Genomic DNA, 20949 nt, shown 5'->3' on the forward strand with positions numbered 1-20949 from the left:
CTGCCTGTGCAGTAGCGTGTTTTTTCGATTTACCGGTATGGACATCATGTTAAGCAAGCTTTGTTGTGACCGGCCCTGGCTGGCCCTCGTCTTACCCTGCGCGGAGCGGTATCGCTGCCGCATTTCCCGCGCCGTCCAAACCCAACCTTACCCCAGCATCCCATGAAAGACACAGGCGTCAATCTGGCCGCGCAAGAGCGGCCCCCCTCTGATCCAGCTGCCGAGGCGCCGCCGCCGGCGAGCCCGCCGAAGAAGCGCCGTTCGCGCATCTGGCCCATCTTTGCCATCATCCTGCTGGCGCTGATTGCCAGCGTGGCCTGGTTCGTCATGCGCGAAGTGCGCACGTCGGCCCTGCAGGCGGAATTTTTCACGCGCCTGGACCGCCAGCTGTCGTTCAAGGTCGAGCCCGGCCCCGCACCGGCGGGCGCCATCCGCTATCCGCAGCACGGCCCCTATGACGAGCGCCTCGGCTATGCCAGCTTGCCGGATTTTATTAGCAAGCTCAATGCGCGCGACTATGAAGTGACGGCGCAGGCGCGCATGTCGCCGAAAATGGTGCAACTGGTCGACCGGGGCATCTTTGCCACGTATCACGAGAAAAACCGCGCGGGATTGAGCATCCTCGATTGCCGCGCCGCACCCCTGTTCGCGGCCAGCTATCCCGAGCGCATGTTCGACGGCTTCGCCGAAGCGCCGCCCGCGCTCGTGCAAAGCCTGCTGTTCATCGAAAACCGCGAATTGCTCGATCCGGGCACGCCCGAGCGCAATCCGGCCGTGGAATGGGACCGCCTGAGCAAGGCGATTCTGGACAAGGCGCTGAACCTGTTCGGCGGCCACCGCGGCGGCGGCGGCAGCACGCTGGCCACGCAAATTGAAAAATACCGCCATTCGGAAGACGGCCGCACCAGTTCCATGCAGGACAAGCTGCTGCAGATGCTGTCGGCCAGCCTGCGCTCGTACCAGGATGGCGAAAACACCATGGAAGCGCGGCGCAAGATCGTCGTCAATTACCTCAATACCGTGCCGCTGTCGGCAAAGAGCGGCTTTGGCGAGGTCAACGGGATCGGCGACGGCATGTGGGTCTGGTATGGCCGTCCGTTTGCCGAAGTGAAAACTTTGCTTAAAGGCAATATAGACCAGCCGGGCAGTGCGCTCGCCTACAAGCAGGCGCTGAGCTTGCTGATCGCGCAGCGCCGTCCCTCGCATTACCTGGTGGCAGGCGGCGCCGACCTGGAAGAATTGACCAACAGCCATTTGCGCCTGCTGGCGCAAGCGGGCGTGATCTCGCCGCAGCTGCGCAATGCGGCCATCGCCGAGAAGCTGCGCCCATCGACGGCCTCTGGCGTGCAATCGGAAGCGTCCACCTCGTTCGTCACGCGCAAGGCGTCGAATGCCGTGCGCAACCACCTGGCCAGCATGCTGGGCGACCCGCGTTTGTACAACCTCGACCGTCTCGACCTGAAAGTGGTCAGCACGCTCGACGCGCAGGCGCAAAACGCCGTCACCAAGGTATTGCGCGAGCTGCGCGACCCGGAAGTGGCGAAAGCGGCCGGCTTGACGGGCAAGGGCATGCTGGGCAATGGCGACCCCGCCAATGTGGTCTACAGTTTTACTTTGCTGCAAAAGGGCGAACAAGCCAACTTGCTGCGCGTGCAGACGGATAACTACGACCAGCCGCTGGACATCAACGAAGGCGCCAAGCTGGACCTCGGTTCCACGGCCAAGCTGCGCACCCTGGTGACGTATATGGACATCATCGACCAGTTGCACCAGCGCTACAGCGGCATGGGCTCCGCCGAACTGGGCAAGCTTGCCGTCGATCCGAAGGACATGCTGTCGCAGTGGGCAATTGCTTATCTGAAACCTTTGCCGCTCGGCGAGGCGCGCAATCTGCCCGCCATGCTGGCGGCCGCCATGGAACGCAAATATTCGGGCAACCCGGGCGAAGGCTTCTTCACGGGCGGCGGCTTGCATCATTTCGGCAACTTCTCCAAGCTCGACGACAGCCGCATCATGACGGTGCAGCAGGCGCTGCGCCAGTCGACCAACCTGGTGTTCGTGCGCCTGATGCGCGACGTGGCCCGCTACTACATGTTTTCGCGTCCCGATTCCTCGGCCTCGCTGCTGGCGGACGCGGACGATCCGCGCCGGGCCCAGTACCTGAGCCGTTTTGCCGACAAGGAAGGGCGCGAATTCCTGCACCGCTTCTACCAGAAGTACCGCGGCAAGAGCGTCGACGAGCAGGAAAAGATCCTGTTGGCCAGTATCCGCCCGACCCCCGTGCGCCTGGCGAATATCTTCCGCACCATTAATCCGAAGGGCACCGTCGCGGAATTCGGCGATTTCCTCAACGCCAATTTACCGTCGCAAAACGAAGTACCGCCCGAGCGCGTGGCCAAGATGTACCAGCAGTATGCGATGGAAAACTGGTCGCTGGCCGACCGGGGATACCTTGCCAATGTGCATCCGCTGGAACTGTGGATGGTGGCGTATCTGCGCCAGCACGAAGGTTCCACCCTGTCGCAGATGGTGGCGGCCAGCGAAAAGGAACGCCAGGAAGTGTATAAATGGCTGTTCAATACGCACCGCAAGCATGCGCAGGACCGCCGCATCGCCAACTTGCTGGAAGTGGAAGGGTTCCTGGAAATCCACCGCCAGTGGAAGAAGATGGGTTACCCGTTCGATTCGCTCGTGCCGTCGTATGCGACCACCCTGGGCGCGTCGGCCGACCGTCCCGCCGCGCTGGCCGAGCTGATGGGCATCATCATCAACGATGGCGTGCGCAAACCCAGCGTGCGCATCGATTCCATGCATTTCGCCGCCAATACGCCGTACGACACCATGGTCAAGCGGGGCACGAAGGTGGAAGCGGAGCAAGTGCTGTCGCCGGACGTGGCCAAGGCAGTCGCCAAGGCCATCCGCGAAGTGGTGTCGGACGGCACGGCGAAACGGGCGAAGACGGCATTTGTCGGCGCCGACGGCGTGCCGATCCCGATGGGCGGCAAGACGGGCACGGGCGACCAGCGCTTCGACGTGTATGGCGCCGGTGGCCGCCTGATCGAGTCGCGCTATGTGAACCGTTCGGCCACGTTCGTCTTCAATATCGGCGAGCGCTTCTATGGCAGCATGACGGCGTATGTGCGCGGGCCGGAATCGAAGAACTACGATTTCACCAGCGCCTTGCCCGTGCAACTGCTGGTGTCGCTGGCGCCGAGCCTGATGCCGCTGATCGAGCCGCCTGCGCCAGCCGAGGGCGTGGCCAAGCAGTGCACGAATTAAATCGTTGCTGCATTAAAAAGCCGGCCTGAATGGGCCGGTTTTTTTATGGAGGAGAAAGAATCCATGGAAAGAACACAGCAGATCTTTGCGCAATATCACCGCTTTGACGATGGCGCGCTCGTATCATTCGAGCAAGCATATGGACCCCGGGGCGTGCAGCGCGTGCGCATCGTGTTGTACGCGAGGAATCATGAACTGGAGGGCAACATCTGGCGCAAAGTCGCCATCACGGTGGGAGAGGTGCGGGAATTGATGATGAAGACGCCGGGCAACTTCATCAACCGCATCTGCTGTGGCGTGAAGCTGCTGCGCTTTGGCGACGTGTGGTGCGTGGATGTCGACGGCACGTATGCGCACGACGACCCGGCGACCCTGGAGGAGGTGCGCCGCGATGGCGATTGCTACGTCATCGGCGGCACGGTCGAGGCAATCGAACTGGATTAACCGGCAAACACGGCCGTTTTACCTTCCAGGCGCGCGTGATACGCGGCGATGGCCGGATACTCGGGGCGCTGCATGGGCGCCATCAGCCAGCGCTTGACGGACAGGCCCAGCACGATATCCGCCAAGGTAAATTGCTCGCCGCAGACGAAGGCGCCTGTGCGCTGCAACTGCTGTTCCAGCACGCCCATCATCTTGTTCCATCCGGCAATACCTGCCGCCAGCTGGGCCGCATCCTGGTGTGCCGGGCTGTGGCGCACCAGCGACATGAAGGCGTAGCGCCAGCTATTGTTGAGGTCGCCCATTTGCCAGTCCATCCATTTTTCCACTTCCGCGCGGGCACGCGGATTACTCGGCAGCAAGTCGTCGCGGCCCGCCTGCGCGCACAGGTAGCGGCATATCGTATTCGATTCCCACAGCACCAGGTCGCCATCGAGCAGCACGGGCACCATGGCGTTCGGGTTCAGGGCCAGGAAGGCCGGGTCGTCCGTGGCGCGAAAGCCGCTGCCCCAGTCTTCGCGTTCGTACGGCAGGTCGAGTTCCTCGCACGTCCACAAGACTTTGCGGACATTGATCGAGGCGGCTTTTCCAAGAATTTTCAGCATGCAGGGCTCCGAAGGGCGAATGAGTGATCTGCCACTGTAGCGGAAATGACCACGCCGCGCATGTGAAAGTGCCTTGCATAGTTGCGCTTTTCTTGGCATCGTAGCCACCCATGAAACCTATGCGCCACCACATGTCCAAAATCCTCGCGTTCAGCCGCTTTTCCGTGCGCGATTTCCTCGCCACCGCCGGTCCCACCTTGCTGCTGGTCGGCGCGTTTTGCGCGCTCGCTTACTGGCTGGTCGACCCGGCGCCGCCGCGCAAGGTAACCCTGTCGACAGGGCAGGACAATAGCGCCTACGAAGAGTTCGGCAAGAAGTACGCGGCCACCCTGGCCAGGCACGGCATCAAGGTGACCTTGCAGCCGTCGCTGGGTTCGCAGGAAAACCTGCAGCGCTTGAACGCGGGCAAGACCGATATCGCCTTCGTGCAAAGTGGCTCGACGGAACACGAAGATGCCGAGCGCCACGGCCTCATTTCCCTGGGCAGCTTGTTTACGGAACCCGTCTGGCTGTTCATGCGCGAAGACAAGGCCGTGACGGAGCTGACGCAATTGAAGGGCATGAAGATCAACCTGGGGCCGGAAGGCACGGGCGTGCCCGGCCTGTTCCGGCAGTTGCTGTCCGTGAATGGCGTGGAAGCCAAGGAGTTGACGGTGAGCGACTTGCAGAACACGCCCGCCACGGTGGAACTGCTGGAAGGGCGCATCGACGGTCTCGTGTTCAGCTCGGCGCCGGAAGCGCCGCTGATCCAGATGCTGCTGCAAACGCCGGGCATCAAGCTGTTTGATTTTTCGCAAGCGGAAGCGTACACGCGGCGCCTGCCGTTCCTGACCCACGTCGTCTTGCCGCGTGGCATCGTCGACCTGGGGCAAAACATTCCCGCGCAGGATTATCACCTGATCGCGCCGACGGCCACCCTGGTCGCGCGCGAAGACTTGCATCCGGCCCTGATCGACCTGTTCGTGCAGGCGGCGGCCGGCATCCATGGCGGCACGGGCTGGTTCCAGCAGCAGGGGCAGTTCCCGTCCGCGCGCTACACGGAAATTCCCGTGGCGCCGGAAGCGTTGAAATTCTACAAGGATGGCGCGCCCGTGTTGCAGCGTTACATGAGTTTCTGGCTGGCCAATTTCTTCGACCGCATGTGGGTGCTGGTGGTGGCGCTGGGCGCCCTGATCCTGCCTCTGTCGCGCGTGGTGCCGCCCCTGTACGTGTGGCGTATCCGTTCGCGCGTGTACCGCTGGTATGGCCAGCTGCGCACGGTGGAGCAGGCGCTGGAAGACGTGCCGGAAGGGCAGCGCGCGCACGTGTATGCGGAACAACTGAAACGGCTCGACCAGATCGAGGAAATGGTCAACCAGATCTCGATACCCCTGTCGTTTGCCGATGGCCTGTATGGCTTGCGCAGCCACATCAATTTCGTGCGCAAGCGCATATTGACACTGATGGGCGAGCACCCGGCCGCGGAGGCGGGCGAGCCGGCCTGAGCGCTTAACCCGCTTAAACGAGGGTGATCGACAGCTTGCGCCCGAGCAGCGCGGCGGCCCGCTCCAGGGTGGAGAGCGTCACGTCGCTGCTGGGGTCGAGCAGGCGGTCGAGTTGCGAACGGCTCGTCTGCAGCAGCGCCGCCATGCGCGTCTTCGACAGCGATTGTTCCTGCATCGCCTGCGTCAGTTGCCAGGCGATCACTTCCTTGATGGCGCGGGTTTGCGTTTGCTCAAAGATGCCTTCTTCCTTGAGGAAGTCGTCGAGACTGCTGCCGAGGTGGGGAGCGGTGGCGTTCATGTCAATTCCTTGTGGCGTTTGCGGGCCAGCGCCAGGTCGTCGTCCGGCGTGGCGCGGGTTTTCTTGATAAAGCCGTGCAGCGCCACCAGGCAATCGCCGTGATGGCAGATCAGCACGCGCGCGATGCGGTTGCCGGGCAAGCTGCTGCGCACCTCCGACAAGCCCTGCCCCAGGTGGCGGCACAAGGGCATGCCCACGGGCCAGCGCCATTGCGCATGCATCAAGTCTTGCCCGATCACATGACGTTCTTCGACGGGCAAGGATTTGAGCCAGTCGCGCACGGGTTCGCCGCCATTGCCGTTCGCATAGAACAGCAGGGTAATCTGCCGCAAGCCGGAAGCATCCATGACGCACCTCTACGTTGTACTATATAAGGTACATGTTCGCAAGGAGAATCGGCGCCGCTCTTGAGAAAAGCGGGCGCGCATGGATGGTTGTAGCCGATGGCGGACCGCATGGTGGCCCGCCAGATCAAACACTGTTCAGATAATTCGGCGGCCAGCGTCAGGCGCCCAGCCATGGCAAGCCCGCCTTGCACCAGCCGCCGATCTGCTTGCGGTGGCCGTCGGCGTCCTTGTCGCCCTCGAAGCCTTCGAGGATGTCGAAGCAGTTGCTATAGCCGTGTTCGGTCGCCAGCTTGGCTGCGTGGCGCGAACGCACGCCGGAGCGGCACAGGAACAGCAGCACCTCGTCCTTGCCGGCCTGGGCCGCCAGTTGCGCGAGGAAGTCGGGATTCGGCACGCCGCCCGGGTAGGTGGCCCACTGCACCGCACCATGCTGGGTATCGGCGATGTCGACCCGGCCCACCCAGTCGCGCTCGGCAGTCGTGCGCACATCGATGAGCTTGACGGCGGCATCGCCTTGCAGCAAGTCATACGCTTCCTGCGGCGTGACGGCGCCGGCATACGGTGTACCTTCATTGGCCCGGCTGCGGGCGGTGGTCAGGATGTCGGCGGCGGTGGTCATGGCGTCCTCGATGAAAGTGGGCAGGTGTGTGTACGATTATAGTGCGCCGTCCGCGCCCCGCAAACGGGAATCCATGGTGCACGGCGCATGCACCACAAGGAGGCATTTTTCGGTAATCCGCACAAAATGCACGATAATGGTGCGTTGTTCGTTTTTTGCACTTGCTTAGTGCATTCTTGATTCGACGCAAACGCGTGTCAAAATCGCGGGCAGGAAAACTTTCACTGGGATGGCAGTCATTTTGTTGCCGGCACCAGGGGGCTCCGGGAGCTGGCATGGAATCTGCTATGATCCTTATGAGTTTTGGTGGCACGCAATGTTTGCTTCGCTTCATCAGCCCAGACGCACTAAGGTCGGCTCACCCCACATTCATTTAGGAGATACGCATGGCAATGACAGCCGCAGAAGTCTTGAAGATGGTAGAAGAAAACGAAGTCAAATTCGTTGATTTCCGCTTTGCCGATACCCGTGGTAAAGAGCAGCACGTGACGGTTCCCGTGTCGCACTTCGACATGGACAAATTCGAGTCGGGCCACGCCTTTGACGGTTCTTCGATCGCTGGCTGGAAAGGCATTGAAGCGTCCGACATGATCTTGCTGCCGGATCCAAACACGGCCAATATCGACCCGTTCATGGAAGAAACGACCCTGTTCATGCAGTGCGACGTGATCGAACCGTCGGACGGCAAGGGCTACGACCGCGACCCGCGCTCGATCGCGAAACGCGCCGAAGCCTACCTGAAATCGTCGGGCATGGGCGACACCGCCTACTTCGGCCCTGAGCCGGAATTCTTCATCTTCGACAGCGTGCGCTGGAAGATCGACATGTCGGGCTGCTTCGTCAAGATCGGTTCGGACGAAGGTTCGTGGTCGACCGGCAAGGACATCGAAGGCGGCAACAGCGGCCACCGTCCTACCGTCAAGGGCGGCTATTTCCCAGTGCCACCAGTGGACAGCTTCCAGGACATGCGTTCGGAAATGTGCCTGATCCTGGAATCGCTGGGCATCCCGGTTGAGGTACATCATCACGAAGTGGCCGGCGCCGGTCAAAATGAAATCGGCACCAAGTTCTCGACCCTGGTCGAGCGCGCCGACTGGACGCAAAACCTGAAATACGTGGTGTGGAACGTGGCGCACAGCTATGGCAAGACCGCCACCTTCATGCCGAAACCTATCGTTGGCGACAACGGTTCGGGCATGCACGTGCATCAATCCGTATGGAAAGATGGCAAAAACCTGTTCGCTGGCGACGGCTATGCCGGCCTGTCCGATTTCGCCCTGTACTACATCGGCGGCATCATCAAGCACGCCAAGGCACTGAACGCGATCACGAATCCGGGCACCAACTCGTACAAGCGTCTGGTACCAGGCTACGAAGCTCCAGTGAAACTGGCGTACTCGGCGAAAAACCGTTCCGCCTCGATCCGTATCCCGCACGTGGCCAATCCAAAAGGCCGCCGCGTCGAAGCGCGTTTCCCGGATCCACTGGCGAACCCGTACCTGTGCTTCGCCGCACTGCTGATGGCCGGCCTGGACGGCGTTGCCAACAAGATCCATCCGGGCGAAGCCGCCTCGAAAGATCTGTACCATCTGCCGCCGGAAGAAGATGCACTGATCCCGACCGTGTGCGCTTCGCTGGAAGAAGCACTGGAAGCCCTGGACAAGGACCGCGAGTTCCTGACCCGCGGCGGCGTGTTCAGCGATTCCATGATCGACGCTTACCTGGAACTGAAAATGCAGGACGTACAGCGCATGCGCATGACCACGCATCCTGCCGAGTTCGACATGTACTACTCGCTGTAATGGCGCCACGCCGGCAATGTGCCGGTAGTGAATAAAAAACGCGGGTGAGGCGATGGTCTTGCCCGCGTTTTTTTATGCAAGGCGCCAAGGCGGTGACAGTGCGGTGTTGTATAGTCGGCCCAGGAACGATGCGGCACGAGCCGACAGGAGTGAAGATTGACCAAGCATTACAGAATGGCGCTGATGGCAGGATTGCTGGGCGCGGCGGCACAGGCGCACGGGCAGCTGTATGTGTGCGCCGATGCGCAAGGACACAAGACGTACACGGACAGGAGTGCTGGCAAACATTGCCAGCTGCTCGATTTGCCGGGCGCCATGACGGAGCCGCCACGCAGGACGGCCCCGCTGGCCGGTGCGCCGGTACGGCCCGCCCTGCAGGCGGCGGCCACGGCGGCGCCTGCCGCCGGCGCGTTTCCCAAGGTCGATGGCGCCGAGCAGCGCGCGCGCGACCTGGACCGGCGCCAGATCCTGCAGGACGAATTGCGCAGCGAAGAGCAGAAACTGGCGGCGCAGCGCCTGGAATTTAACGGCGGCCAGCCCGAACGCCAGGGCAATGAGCGCTACTACGCGAAATACCAGGAACGAGTGGCGCAGTTGAAGGACAACATTAGCCGGACACAGCAAAACGTCGAGGCCCTGAAACGCGAGATCGCGAATATCCGGTAAAGCACATGACACTAGACAACCATTCCAGCCGTCCCGCCCACTTGGCCGGCCTTGATTTGCTGGCCTCGGCCGTGATCCTGCTCGATGGCGACGGCCGCATCAGCTATGCCAACGCGGCGGCGGAAAACCTGCTGGAAAGCTCCTTGAAGGCCCTGTCGCGGCAAAAGCTGACGGCGCTGTTCCTCAACCCCGAGGAGCTGGCCGGCATTTGCGCGCAGGCGCTCGAACACAAGTTTTCCGACTTGCGCCAGGACCTGAGCCTGGAGCGCCTGGGGCGCGAGCCGCTGCGCGTGCACAGCATCGTCAGCGCGCTCGACGCGCCGAGCGACGGCGTGCTGATCGAGCTGCGCGAGAACGTGCAGCAGTTAAAGCTCGACCGCGAGGAGCGCATCCTCGACCAGAGCCAGGTCAACAAGGAGCTGATCCGCAACCTGGCGCATGAAATCAAGAACCCGCTGGGCGGCATCCGCGGCGCGGCCCAGTTGCTGGAACTGGAATTGCCGGCCCTGCACCTGAGCGAACTGCGCGAATACACGCAAGTCATCATCAAGGAAGCGGACCGTCTGCAAACCCTGGTCGACCGCCTGCTGGCGCCGCACCGCCGTCCGCACATCGTGGGCGACGTGAATATCCACGAAGTGTGCGAAAGGGTCCGCAGCCTGATCCTGGCCGAATTCCCCAGCGGCCTGACCATTGCGCGCGATTACGACGCCTCGATCCCCGAGTTTCGCGGCGACAAGGAGCAATTGATACAGACCGTGCTCAATATCGCGCACAACGCGGCGCAAGCGCTGGCCGAGCGCATCGAGGCGGGCGATGCGGAGCTGATTTTCAAGACGCGCGTGGCGCGCCAGGTGACCCTGGCCAAGGTCCGTTACGGCCTGGCATTAGACTTGCATATCATTGACAATGGACCGGGCATCGCACCCCAGATCCGCGACCGGATTTTCTACCCGCTGGTGTCGGGCAGGGAAGGCGGCAGCGGGCTGGGACTGACCTTGGCGCAAACCTTCGTGCAACAGCACCTGGGCGTGATCGAGTGCGAAAGCCGGCCTGGATACACCGATTTCAGGATCGTTCTACCCTTGCCATAAGCGAGGAGGTATCCCACCCATGAAATCCATTGCGGGACGCACACACTAATGAAGCCAATCTGGATAGTTGACGACGACGAATCAATCCGCTGGGTGCTGGAAAAAGCCCTGGCGCGGGAAAATCTCGCCACCAAGAGTTTTGCCAATGCGCGCGACGCCATCGCCGCACTGGAATTTGACACGCCGCAAGTGCTCGTGTCCGATATCCGCATGCCGGGCGCCTCCGGCCTGGAATTGTTGCAGACGGTCAAGTCGCGCTTTCCTGGCTTGCCTGTCATCATCATCACGGCCTTTTCCGACCTCGATTCGGCCGTCGCAGCCTTCCAGGGCGGCGCCTTCGAATACCTGGCCAAGCCTTTCGATATCGACAAGGCTGTCGAGCTGATCCGTCGCGCGCTGGAAGAAAGCCTGCGCGAGACCAGCGTCGAGTCGGGGCCGTCGGAAACGCCGGAAATCCTCGGCCAGGCGCCGGCCATGCAGGAAGTCTTCCGCGCCATCGGCCGCCTGTCGCAATCGAACGTGACGGTGCTCATCACGGGCGAATCCGGTTCCGGCAAGGAACTCGTGGCGCGCGCGCTGCACAAGCACAGCCCGCGCGCAGCGCAGCCTTTCATCGCCCTCAACACGGCGGCGATCCCGAAGGATTTGCTGGAATCGGAACTGTTCGGCCATGAACGGGGGGCGTTTACGGGCGCCCAGACGACGCGCCGGGGCCGCTTCGAGCAAGCGGAGAACGGCACCCTGTTCCTCGACGAGATAGGCGACATGCCGTTCGACCTGCAGACGCGCCTCTTGCGCGTGTTGTCCGACGGGCATTTCTACCGCGTCGGCGGTCACCAGCCCATGAAGGCGAACGTGCGCGTGATTACGGCCACGCACCAGAACCTGGAACAGCGCGTGCGCGACGGCCTGTTCCGCGAAGACTTGTATCACCGGCTGAACGTGATCCGTTTGCGCCTGCCCAGTTTGCGGGAGCGGCGCGAAGATATCCCCATCCTGGTGCGCCACTTCCTGGTGCAAAGCGCACGCCAGCTGGGCGTGGAAGCCAAACGCATGAGCGAGCCGACGATGCAGTTCCTCAGCAGCCTCGATTTGCCCGGCAATGTGCGCCAGCTGGAAAACCTGTGCAACTGGATCACCGTGATGGCGCCGGGCCAGACGGTGGAAATCAAGGACTTGCCGCTGGAATTGACGCAGGGGCAGGGCGATGGCGCGGCCACCACGGCGGCGGGCGAGCCTGCGCCGGCGGCCGTTGCCCATGCGCATGGCGGCCAGGTCTTCGAGGCGGCCGCGCCCGCCAACGGCGCGCCGCCGGGCTGGATTGGTTTGCTGGAATTGCAGGCGGCCGGCATGCTGGGCGCGGGGCAGCAGGAAGTCATGGCCGTGCTGGGACGCCAGTTCGAGTCGGCCCTGATCAAGACGGCGCTCAAGCATACGCACGGGCGCAAGAACGACGCCGCCGTGCGCCTGGGCATCGGCCGCAACACCATCACCCGCAAGATCTCGGAACTGGGCATCGACGGCGCCAAGGACGATTGACGCAGGTCAGGACGGGGGCTCCCCCGTCCGCTTTTCCACGCGGCGTCCTTCGCACGCCACAACACGCACTGCAGGCGATAAGGTAAGCTGGCGCCTGCCGGACTGTTTCGTCCGGTGTTAACTTGAACTGTGGAATAGCATGCTCATAAACTGCGTGGCCTACCAGGATGGCAAAAAACTGGCCGACTTGCCGATCGACGATATCAGCGATTACGTCGAGCGCCCCGATTGTTTCGTCTGGGTCGCCCTGCTCGACGCCACGCCGGACGAGCTGAAACAGATGCAGCACGAGTTTTGCCTGCACGAACTGGCGGTGGAAGACGCGCAGCGGGGCCACCAGCGCCCGAAGATCGAGGAATATGGCGACTCCCTGTTTGCCGTGGTGAAAACCGTGGAAATGGTCGAGAACGAACTGGTGCTGGGCGAAGTCGACATTTTCGTGGGCGCCAATTACGTGCTTTCGTCGCGCAGCAACAGTTCGCAAGGTTTCCTGGGCGTGCGCGCGCGCGCCGAGCGCGAACCGCATCTGCTGCGCCAGGGCTCGGCCTTCGTGCTGTACGCGCTGATGGACGCCGTCGTCGATCGCTACTTTCCCGTGCTCGACGCGCTGGAATCGGAGCTGGAACTGATCGAAGACCGCATCTTCGACCGTGGCACCGAGCGCGACAATATCGAACGGCTGTATCAATTGAAACGCAAGGTCATGGTCTTGCGCCACGTGGTGGCGCCCCTGATGGAAGCGGTGGGCAAGCTGCACGGCGGGCGCGTGCCGCCCCTGTGCCACGATACCCAGGAGTATTTCCGCGACGTGCACGACCACCTGGCGCGCATCAATGGCACGCTCGACACCATCCGCGACACCATCAGCACGGCGATCCAGGTGAATCTGTCGATGGTGGCCATCGACGAGAGCGAAGTGAACAAGCAGTTGGCGGCCTGGGCGGCCATCTTCGCCGTGTTTACGGCGTTTGCCGGCATCTGGGGCATGAACTTCAAGTTCATGCCGGAGCTGGACTGGCATTATGGCTATCCGGCCGCCGTGGCAGTGATGAGCTGTGTCTGCGGTTATATGTATTACTTGTTCAAGCGTTCCGGCTGGCTGTAAAAAATTCCTGTGTATCTGTATTATTAAGCAATAGCCAGGGGTACAATCGCGGCAGGTCCGCTGGGGCGGGCCATGGCTGAGAGTCGCCCCGCCGGCAGGTGTGTCTGCGCTTCCGGTGCCGTGCAGGAGCATTCATGAGTATTCCGTTGTTTGATGTGAATTCGCAAGAACCCCTGTTCGATGCCGAGCAGCGGCGCACCCTGGCGGAAGCGGCCCTGCGCTCGATTACCGCCTCGACGGCGCACGCCCGGGGCGACGACTTCCTGCGCATCCTCGTCAAGGACCTGGCCGAAGCGCTCGACGTGCACTATGTGATCGCCGGACGCCTGGTGCGCCTGGAAGATGGCAGCGAAGGCATCCGCACCCTCGCCCTGTGGGGCGGCGACGGTTACCAGCCGAATATCGAATACAGCCTGCAGCACACGCCATGCCAGGACGTGACGTGCCAGAGCATGTGTTTTCATGGCAGCGATATCCAGCGTCGCTTTCCATTCGATACCCTCCTCGTCGACATGCAGGCGGAAAGCTATGTCGGCATGCCGCTGATCGATACCGATGGCAAGACCCTGGGCATCCTGTCGGCCATCGACACGCGGCCCATCGATGAAAACAAGCGTTTGCTGGCCTTGCTGCTGCTGTCGATCTTCTCGGCCCGCGGCGCGGCCGAGCTGCAGCACCAGGAGCGCACCCAGCAGCTGGAAGAAATCGTGCGCGTGCGCACCGAATCGCTGCTGGCGGCGCAGGCCAACCTGATCGAGCAAGAGCAGATGGCGGCCCTCGGCTCGCTGGTGGCCGGTGTCTCGCATGAAGTCAACACGCCCATCGGCGTGGCGCTGACGGCCGCGTCGAGCATGGGCAGCTATGCCGACCAGCTGGTGCAGCTGCTGGGTGGCGCCAAGGTCAGCCGTGCCGAACTGATCGACATTGCCGAGTCGCTCAAGGGAGCGGCCGCCTTGATCGAGCGCAACCTGGCGCGCGCCGCCGACCTGATCGGCAATTTCAAGCAACTGGCCGTGGACCAGGTCAGCGAATACGTGGCCGACCTGGCGCTGCACGACTATGTGCACGGCCTGGTGTCGGCCCACAGTCCGGAATTGCGCAAGGCGGCGCTGGGCGTGGAACTCGATATCGCCCCCGATTGCCAGGTGCGCCTGGCGGCCGGCAAGCTGTCGCAAATCCTCTCGAACCTGCTGATGAACAGCGCCCGCCATGGCTATCCGCAGGGCGGGCCGGGGCGCATCACGATACGCGCGCGCATCGAGGAGGACGACACCGACGCGGCTGCGCGCTGGCTGCTGCTCGATTTTTCCGACGACGGCATCGGCCTGGCGCCGGCCGTGCGCGAGCATATGTTCGAACCGTTCTTCACCACCAAGCGGGGCCAGGGCGGCTCCGGTCTGGGCATGCACATCGTCTACACCATCGTGCAGCAACTGGGCGGCCAGGTGTGCGCCATCGACAGCACGCCCGGCTGTCATATACAGATCAGGCTGCCGCTGGCCAGCTGACCACGGCTGCTCTGTACGCTATCTTTGGGTGGCATGCCTGCCTGACTTCTATTTTTTTTACAATGTTGTTTGTATGCCATACGCGACGTGAGTTCTGTTGACACCAAGAATATCCCCGTGATTCTATGTAGTTGTCTAGCTAACTTTCAGTTGGCTGGCCTCGGCTGTTGTACCGACATCGTGGTTCGCCTTCCCTCATGCGGGAGCGGGGCTGGCACACTGTCGAACGTGCGGTGCAGGAAGAGTGCCTTTAGGAGAGTGGATGCAGTCCGGATAGCAGCTTTGTTGCTTACATAATGCAAAAATGAAAAGGGTTCGTCATGCTTAAAGAAACCGTCATCTCCCGTGCCGTTCGCATTGTCTGTGCCGGTGGCATGGCAGCGGCTTTGTCCGTTGCCTCGCAATCTGCGGTGGCGCAAGATACGCAGATACAGCGCGTGGAAGTCACCGGCTCGTCGATCAAGCGCATCGCCGCCGAAGGTGCCTTGCCCGTCACCGTGTTGACCGCCGAAGCCATCCGTACCTCGGGCGCCACTTCGGTCACCGACCTGGTCAAGAAACTCTCTTCCGCCCAGGGGGCGACGACGGAAAGTTCTTCGGTCGGGGGCAGCACCTTCGGTTTCTCCGGCATTTCCGTGCATAACGTGGGTGAGACGCGTACGCTCGTCTTGCTGAATGGCAAGCGCCTGGCCCAGTTCGGCGGCCAGACCCTGACTGGCTTCGCCGCCGGTTTCGACTTGAATTCGATCCCGATTTCCGCCATTCAGCGGGTTGAACTGCTGACCGACGGCGCGTCCGCGCTGTATGGCGCCGACGCCATTGCCGGCGTGGTCAACTTCATTACCAAGCACGACACGACGGAAGGCGACGTCTCCATCGGCTATTCGGCGCCAAAGAACGGTGCGCGTGAGAAACGTATCAGCGCCACCAAGGGCTTCGGCAACCTGGAAGACGATGGCTACAACGTGGTGCTGACCTTCGGCCACGATGAACGCGACAAGTTGACCTCGGTCGACCGCTCGTTCGCCAACACGGGCAAGGTGCAATTCTCGGCCAACGGCAAACGCTATCAGAAGCAGCAGTTTTCGGTCAGCCCGATTCCCGCCAACGCCGTTGATGACAATGGCCAGCTGATCAGTCCCTATCAAAAGCTCAACGGCTCCTGCCCCGCCAAGACTTTCCGCGTGCTTGAACCGTATGCAGACCCGGATGGCACCCCGCGCTTGAATGACTACTGCGGTTATGATTTTGTTAAGGATCTGGAGATCTATCCGGAACGCAAACGCGACAATTTCATGGCGTCCGGTACCTTCAAAGTCGCCGGTCACGAAGTGTATGCCGACGTACTCTTGTCGCGCACCAAGCAGACCTCGCGTATCGCCCCCGTGCCGGGCGAGATTTCCATCGATAAGGGAACGCCGCTGCATGACAAGTATTTGTTGCCAATCGGTATTACCGGTGACAGCGTGGCGGCCTATCGCCTGTTCGACATGGGACAGCGCACCTCGAAGGATACGGCGGACTTCGCCAGTGTGGTGGTGGGCACGCGTGGCGTGGCCGCCGGCTGGGATTACAATGCCTCCTACAACTTCTCGGAAAGCCGCGTAAAAGGCAGTATTTCCGGTTATCCTGGCGCGATTGCCGTCGGCAACCTGACATCGAGCGGTTTACTCGATCCCTTCGTCGGTCCGGGCAAGCAATCGGCTGCGGCGCAGGAAGCCATCAAGGCGGCCGCCTTCACCGGCTACTGGGATGGCGGCACGTCGCGCCTGCAAACCATCAATTTGAATGGTTCGACGGAAATACGACGCTTGCCGGGCGGCGCCATGATGCTGGGCGTGGGCGCCAACATCAATCGCGAGGAATTCTCTTCCAAACCGAGCCCGTTTGCACAGGGCATCCTGGCCGACCCAGTGAAGGGCACCTTGTGCGGCGGCGCGGCGGGACTGGAGTGCGACCAGCGTTTCGGCGATGCCGCCAGCAGCAAGCCGTATAGCGCCAGTCGCACGTCGAAGGGCGTGTTCAGCGAAATTATCGCGCCGGTGCTGAAGGAACTGGAACTGGGCGCGGCCCTGCGTTTCGATGAATTCTCGGACTTCGGCGGCGCCACCACGGCCAAGGCCAGCTTCAAGTGGACGCCGGCGCCCACCTTGCTGATCCGCGGCTCCGTTGGCAATGGTTTCCATGCGCCGACAGTGCCACAAGTCAACGCCTTGCAGCGCGGCTATGGCGTTACCAGCGACAAGTACACGTGTACGCCGGCCCTGCAAGCGATTGCCACGCGCCTCAATGCCCAATGCCAGCCAGGCAACCACCAGTACGATCAGTTGGCCGGCGGCAACCGCAACTTGCAGCCAGAGAAGTCGAAACAGGCCACCCTGGGCTTCCGCTACGAGCCGATCAGCGCCATTACCCTGGGCGCCGACCTGTGGCATGTACAGATCCGCGATTCCTTCGGCCAGTTGACCGAGCAGCTGGTGTTCGCCAATCCCGCGGCATATCCGAAATCGTGGGGCGTGAATACGGACGTCGGTACGGGCAAGACCTACCTGGCCTTCCTGGCCGATAACCAGAACTTGGGCAAATCGTTCGCCACCGGCGTCGATATCGATATCAGCGCCCGTTACCGCTCGGGTATCGGCCTGTTTACCTCGCAGTTGAACGCGACGCAGATGTTGCGCGAAGATATACAGCTGGAACGCGGTGGTCAGTATTATTCTGCGCTGGGTAACTATGCCGAACTGGGCACCGTGACTTTCCGCACGCGCGGCCAGTGGACGAACACCCTGAAAACGGGCAACTGGGCCAATTCGCTGACGGTCAACTTCCTGTCCGGCTACAAGGATCAGAAAACGACGGTCGACGTGATCGACGCTTCCGGCGCCGTGACGGGCCAGGAAGATATCCGGATGCGGGTCGGGTTCTATTCGACGCTTGACTGGCAGACGGTCTGGACTCCCAGCAAGAGCTGGGTTTTCACCGCAGGCGTGCTGAACCTGACCGACAAGAGCCCCCCGTTCGTGCCATCGACGTCCGGCGCGAACCGCGGCCAGCAATTCGGCTATGACGACCGCTACTATGATCCGCGCGGCCGTACCGGCTACCTGAATGCCTCGTACAAGTTTTAAAAAGCGGGCGCAGGCATAAAAAAACCGGCACATGGTGCCGGTTTTTTTTCGTCCCGCCGCAGGGCGGAGGCAGCGTGGCCTAGCCGCGCGCCGCCATCGACAGGGCCACCGCTTCGGCCACCTTGATGCCGTCGACGGCGGCGGACAGGATGCCGCCCGCATAGCCGGCGCCTTCGCCGGCGGGGAACAGGCCCCGCGTGTTCAGGCTTTGCAGGTCGTCGTCGCGGCGCTTGATGCGGATCGGCGACGAGGTGCGTGTTTCCACGCCCGTCAGCACGGCGTCGGCCTTGTAATAGCCCTTGATTTGCTTGTTGAACGCCGGAAACGCTTCACGCAGCGCCGTGATCGCGTATTCGGGCAGCGAGGGCGCCAGGTCCGTCAGGTGCACGGCCGGCTTGTACGACGGCACCACGCTGCCAAATTCCGTCGAGGCGCGGCCAGCGACGAAGTCGCCGACCAATTGCCCTGGGGCATCGTAGTTGCCGCCACCCAGGGCAAATGCGCGCTCTTCCAGTTCGCGCTGCAGGGCGATGCCGGCCAGCGGGTCGCCCGGATAGTCGGCCGGCGTGATGCCGACCACGATGGCGCTGTTGGCGTTGCGCTCGTTGCGCGAATACTGGCTCATGCCGTTCGTCACCAGGCGGCCCGGTTCCGAGGCGGCCGCCACCACCGTGCCGCCCGGGCACATGCAGAAGCTGTAGACGGAACGGCCATTGCTGGCGTGGTGCACGAGCTTGTAGTCGGCCGCGCCCAGGATCGGGTGGCCGGCGCTGGGGCCGAAGCGGCAGCTGTCGATCAGGGATTGCGGGTGTTCCACGCGGAAGCCGATCGAGAACGGTTTCGCTTCGATGTACACGCCGCGCTTGTGCAGCATTTCAAAGGTGTCGCGCGCGCTGTGGCCGATGGCCAGCACGACGTGGTTGCTGGCGATGGTTTCGCCATTGTCCAGCACTACGCCGCGCACCTGGCCGCCGTCGGCACCTGGCACGATGTCGAGATCGACCACCTTGCTGCTGAAACGGTATTCGCCGCCCAGCCGCTCGATATTGGCGCGCATTTCTTCCACCATCTTGACCAGGCGGAAGGTGCCGATGTGCGGCTTGCTCACATACATGATTTCCTCGGGCGCCCCCGCCTTGACGAATTCCGTCAAGACCTTGCGGCCGTAGTGCTTGGGGTCCTTGATCTGGCTGTACAGCTTGCCGTCCGAGAAGGTGCCGGCGCCGCCTTCGCCGAACTGCACGTTCGATTCGGGATTGAGCTCGCGCTTGCGCCAGAAGCCGAAGGTGTCGACCGTGCGTTCGCGCACCTGCTTGCCCCGTTCCAGGATGAGGGGGCGCAAGCCCATTTGCGCCAGGATCAGCGCCACGAACAGGCCGCAGGGGCCCGTGCCGATGACGATGGGACGCGGTTCAGTGCTGTGTCCGGCCAGCTGTTCGCCGCCGGCAACAAATTTATAGTCGGTGTCGGGCGCGGGCATCAGGTGCACGTCGTGCTGCAGGCGCGCCAGCACGGCCGCTTCATTCTTGACGTCCACATGCAGCGAGTAAATCAACACCACGGCGCTGCGCTTGCGCGCGTCATAGCTGCGTTTGAAGACGGTAAAGCCGAGCAAATCGGCCGCAGCGATGCCCAGGCGCGCCAGGATGGCGGCGGGCAGGGCCGCTTCGTCGTGTTCGAGGGGGAGTTTTACTTCGTTGAGTCGCAGCATGGTGTCTATCCGAAAAGTGCAGGGCTCCGTATCTAGCGGAGAGTGGGCAGCCGCGTGGCGCGGCGCAAGGCGGCATTTTACTCCTTCTTGCAGGCAATGCATGGCGGCCTGGGCGGATGTCGGGCCATTTTCCTGTCGCATGGTCGTTATCGGCGGCCGGGTGCCGCAGGGGAAGCGGCGTGTCTCCTGACGCCGCGTTCGCGCCGATGCCTGACGCGATGGCGCGGCACGACAGCGCGCTTCCGCAGCGCACCATTCTGGTGCGCCAGCCTGTCGTTTCGCCGCCACGGCAGGCATGGGCAATGCGACAGGCTGACTTTGTCCGAAGGCTTGATGGCCGGGGCCGTTGCCTGTTTTTAGATATTGCCCATTTTGTGCACGGTGCGCTGTTGTTGCGATATCAAATTACATGCTTGTTGATCGGACGATTTTTGAAGCTGCGATAAGAAGTTGAATATCAATATGTATAGGCAAATTATGAATTTTCTTGCCAAGTTGAATGGACAAGAGGTGCTGCAGCGATGCGGGGAGAGGGGATGTTCCGCAGCCGCGGGAAGGCTGCCATCGTGGCATGGCGGGTCAGCGTGCTGCTGGCGTTGCCACATTTAACCATGCGCGCATGGGAGGGAAGCTGCGAGCCGGCACCGGCCATCAAAATCTGTTTTTAATTCCAGATTATTGTATGCAATAACTGCAGATGTTATTCCATGCGATTCTCATCGAGAAATAAGAGCATTGCGTTATTGCGTTATATGTTCTGATTTCCCAGATATGGATTTTTTGATGGCGCTGATTTTTTATTTCTCGGAGGGGAGAATGCAGGGTGTGTTTCTATTTGTTTTTTTATTCTGATAATGAATATGGAAATTCTATTGCCGGATACTGATAATCGTTGGTGCGTCTAATAACTTATATTCAAACGCAAATAACTCCGTGAGAAGTATTCATACAATGTAATTGAAAACTTCAGGTTTGAATAGTTCAATTCCATCGGGTGTTGTCAATCTGCAACAGGTCTGCTGCCATCCCGCATGCTTCGCATGCTCGGAAGGCGGCGTTTCAAGGGCTGCAGGAGCGCCATGGCAGGTATTCCACGTTGTGGCCATGGGCGCGAGGCGAGCGCAACGTCGTGTGTTTTCAAACAATAATTTTTCGCATATTAATATGCGTTTTTTTGCAGTGCATCAAATTGGTGCATTGCCGCACAATCTTGGACGCATTTGCCATTGTCCGGCGCCATTCATTTTTGTTGTATCTTTGCATCATATTTTCCTACTATGTTGACAGTGAACAATCGCATATGGTTTTATGTATCGCTTAGGC

Annotated in this window: 16 protein-coding genes; 11 read left to right on the top strand and 5 right to left on the bottom strand. The window is 61.6% G+C overall.

What is annotated here, in order from left to right; all coding sequences use genetic code 11:
• Positions 1 to 162 precede the first annotated feature (162 nt).
• Positions 163 to 3279 carry a transglycosylase domain-containing protein gene (locus OX460_RS21250; RefSeq protein WP_289899846.1) on the top strand — a complete coding sequence of 1039 codons (3117 nt, stop codon included), beginning with the start codon at positions 163 to 165 and terminating at the stop codon, positions 3277 to 3279.
• Between the two features lie 63 nt (positions 3280 to 3342).
• Positions 3343 to 3723, top strand: a complete 381-nt coding sequence (locus OX460_RS21255) for a hypothetical protein (protein ID WP_289899847.1) — start codon at positions 3343 to 3345, stop codon at positions 3721 to 3723.
• Here OX460_RS21255 and OX460_RS21260 read toward each other — a convergent pair.
• Positions 3720 to 4325 (bottom strand): glutathione S-transferase, encoded by a 606-nt coding sequence (locus OX460_RS21260; RefSeq protein WP_289899848.1) that lies wholly within the window; start codon positions 4323 to 4325, stop codon positions 3720 to 3722. The genes OX460_RS21255 and OX460_RS21260 overlap by 4 nt on opposite strands.
• Positions 4326 to 4456: 131 nt before the next feature.
• On the opposite strand from OX460_RS21260, the gene OX460_RS21265 reads away from it, so the two are divergent.
• A complete protein-coding gene (locus OX460_RS21265) occupies positions 4457 to 5809 on the top strand; it encodes a TAXI family TRAP transporter solute-binding subunit (RefSeq protein ID WP_289899849.1) in 1353 nt (450 codons plus the stop codon).
• 13 nt (positions 5810 to 5822) lie between these two features.
• Here the strand turns inward: OX460_RS21265 and OX460_RS21270 are convergent, their stop codons facing one another.
• The 3 genes from OX460_RS21270 to OX460_RS21280 all read right to left on the bottom strand — a co-directional run bounded on the left by OX460_RS21270 (position 5823) and on the right by OX460_RS21280 (position 7073).
• Positions 5823 to 6107 (bottom strand): helix-turn-helix domain-containing protein, encoded by a 285-nt coding sequence (locus OX460_RS21270; protein WP_251349794.1) that lies wholly within the window; start codon positions 6105 to 6107, stop codon positions 5823 to 5825.
• Complete coding sequence (locus OX460_RS21275; protein WP_289899850.1) at positions 6104 to 6454, bottom strand: type II toxin-antitoxin system RelE/ParE family toxin; 351 nt, start codon at positions 6452 to 6454, stop codon at positions 6104 to 6106. The genes OX460_RS21270 and OX460_RS21275 overlap by 4 nt, the downstream gene beginning before the upstream one ends.
• A gap of 157 nt (positions 6455 to 6611) precedes the next feature.
• Positions 6612 to 7073: a rhodanese-like domain-containing protein gene (locus tag OX460_RS21280; protein WP_077400239.1), complete on the bottom strand. Its 462-nt coding sequence runs from the start codon at positions 7071 to 7073 to the stop codon at positions 6612 to 6614.
• A 386-nt stretch (positions 7074 to 7459) separates the two neighbouring features.
• On the opposite strand from OX460_RS21280, the gene glnA reads away from it, so the two are divergent.
• From glnA to OX460_RS21315, 7 genes are all read left to right on the top strand, one after another.
• On the top strand, positions 7460 to 8875 hold the full coding sequence (gene glnA / locus OX460_RS21285; RefSeq protein WP_070219258.1) for a type I glutamate--ammonia ligase: 1416 nt from the start codon (positions 7460 to 7462) through the stop codon (positions 8873 to 8875).
• Positions 8876 to 9031: 156 nt separating this feature from the next.
• The gene (locus OX460_RS21290) at positions 9032 to 9541 is read left to right on the top strand and encodes a DUF4124 domain-containing protein (RefSeq protein WP_354669836.1); all 510 of its coding nucleotides are present in this window, start codon (positions 9032 to 9034) and stop codon (positions 9539 to 9541) included.
• Between the two features lie 5 nt (positions 9542 to 9546).
• The gene (glnL, locus tag OX460_RS21295; protein ID WP_099665311.1) at positions 9547 to 10635 is read left to right on the top strand and encodes a nitrogen regulation protein NR(II); all 1089 of its coding nucleotides are present in this window, start codon (positions 9547 to 9549) and stop codon (positions 10633 to 10635) included.
• A gap of 48 nt (positions 10636 to 10683) precedes the next feature.
• Positions 10684 to 12174: a nitrogen regulation protein NR(I) gene (gene ntrC, locus OX460_RS21300; RefSeq protein ID WP_289899851.1), complete on the top strand. Its 1491-nt coding sequence runs from the start codon at positions 10684 to 10686 to the stop codon at positions 12172 to 12174.
• Positions 12175 to 12313: 139 nt separating this feature from the next.
• Positions 12314 to 13279, top strand: a complete 966-nt coding sequence (gene corA, locus OX460_RS21305; RefSeq protein ID WP_034760218.1) for a magnesium/cobalt transporter CorA — start codon at positions 12314 to 12316, stop codon at positions 13277 to 13279.
• A 134-nt stretch (positions 13280 to 13413) separates the two neighbouring features.
• A complete protein-coding gene (locus tag OX460_RS21310) occupies positions 13414 to 14787 on the top strand; it encodes a GAF domain-containing sensor histidine kinase (protein WP_099665309.1) in 1374 nt (457 codons plus the stop codon).
• Between the two features lie 374 nt (positions 14788 to 15161).
• Positions 15162 to 17915 carry a TonB-dependent receptor gene (locus tag OX460_RS21315; protein ID WP_251349798.1) on the top strand — a complete coding sequence of 918 codons (2754 nt, stop codon included), beginning with the start codon at positions 15162 to 15164 and terminating at the stop codon, positions 17913 to 17915.
• A 79-nt stretch (positions 17916 to 17994) separates the two neighbouring features.
• Here OX460_RS21315 and OX460_RS21320 read toward each other — a convergent pair whose 3' ends face one another.
• Positions 17995 to 19626, bottom strand: coding sequence for an NAD(P)/FAD-dependent oxidoreductase (locus OX460_RS21320; RefSeq protein WP_289899852.1), 1632 nt, complete (start codon positions 19624 to 19626; stop codon positions 17995 to 17997).
• Between the two features lie 179 nt (positions 19627 to 19805).
• Between OX460_RS21320 and OX460_RS21325 the strand changes: the two genes are divergently transcribed.
• Positions 19806 to 20072: a hypothetical protein gene (locus OX460_RS21325; RefSeq protein ID WP_289899853.1), complete on the top strand. Its 267-nt coding sequence runs from the start codon at positions 19806 to 19808 to the stop codon at positions 20070 to 20072.
• Positions 20073 to 20949: the final 877 nt, after the last annotated feature.

The organism is Janthinobacterium sp. SUN033, from assembly GCF_030397595.1.
Lineage (GTDB): Bacteria > Pseudomonadota > Gammaproteobacteria > Burkholderiales > Burkholderiaceae_D > Janthinobacterium > Janthinobacterium kumbetense.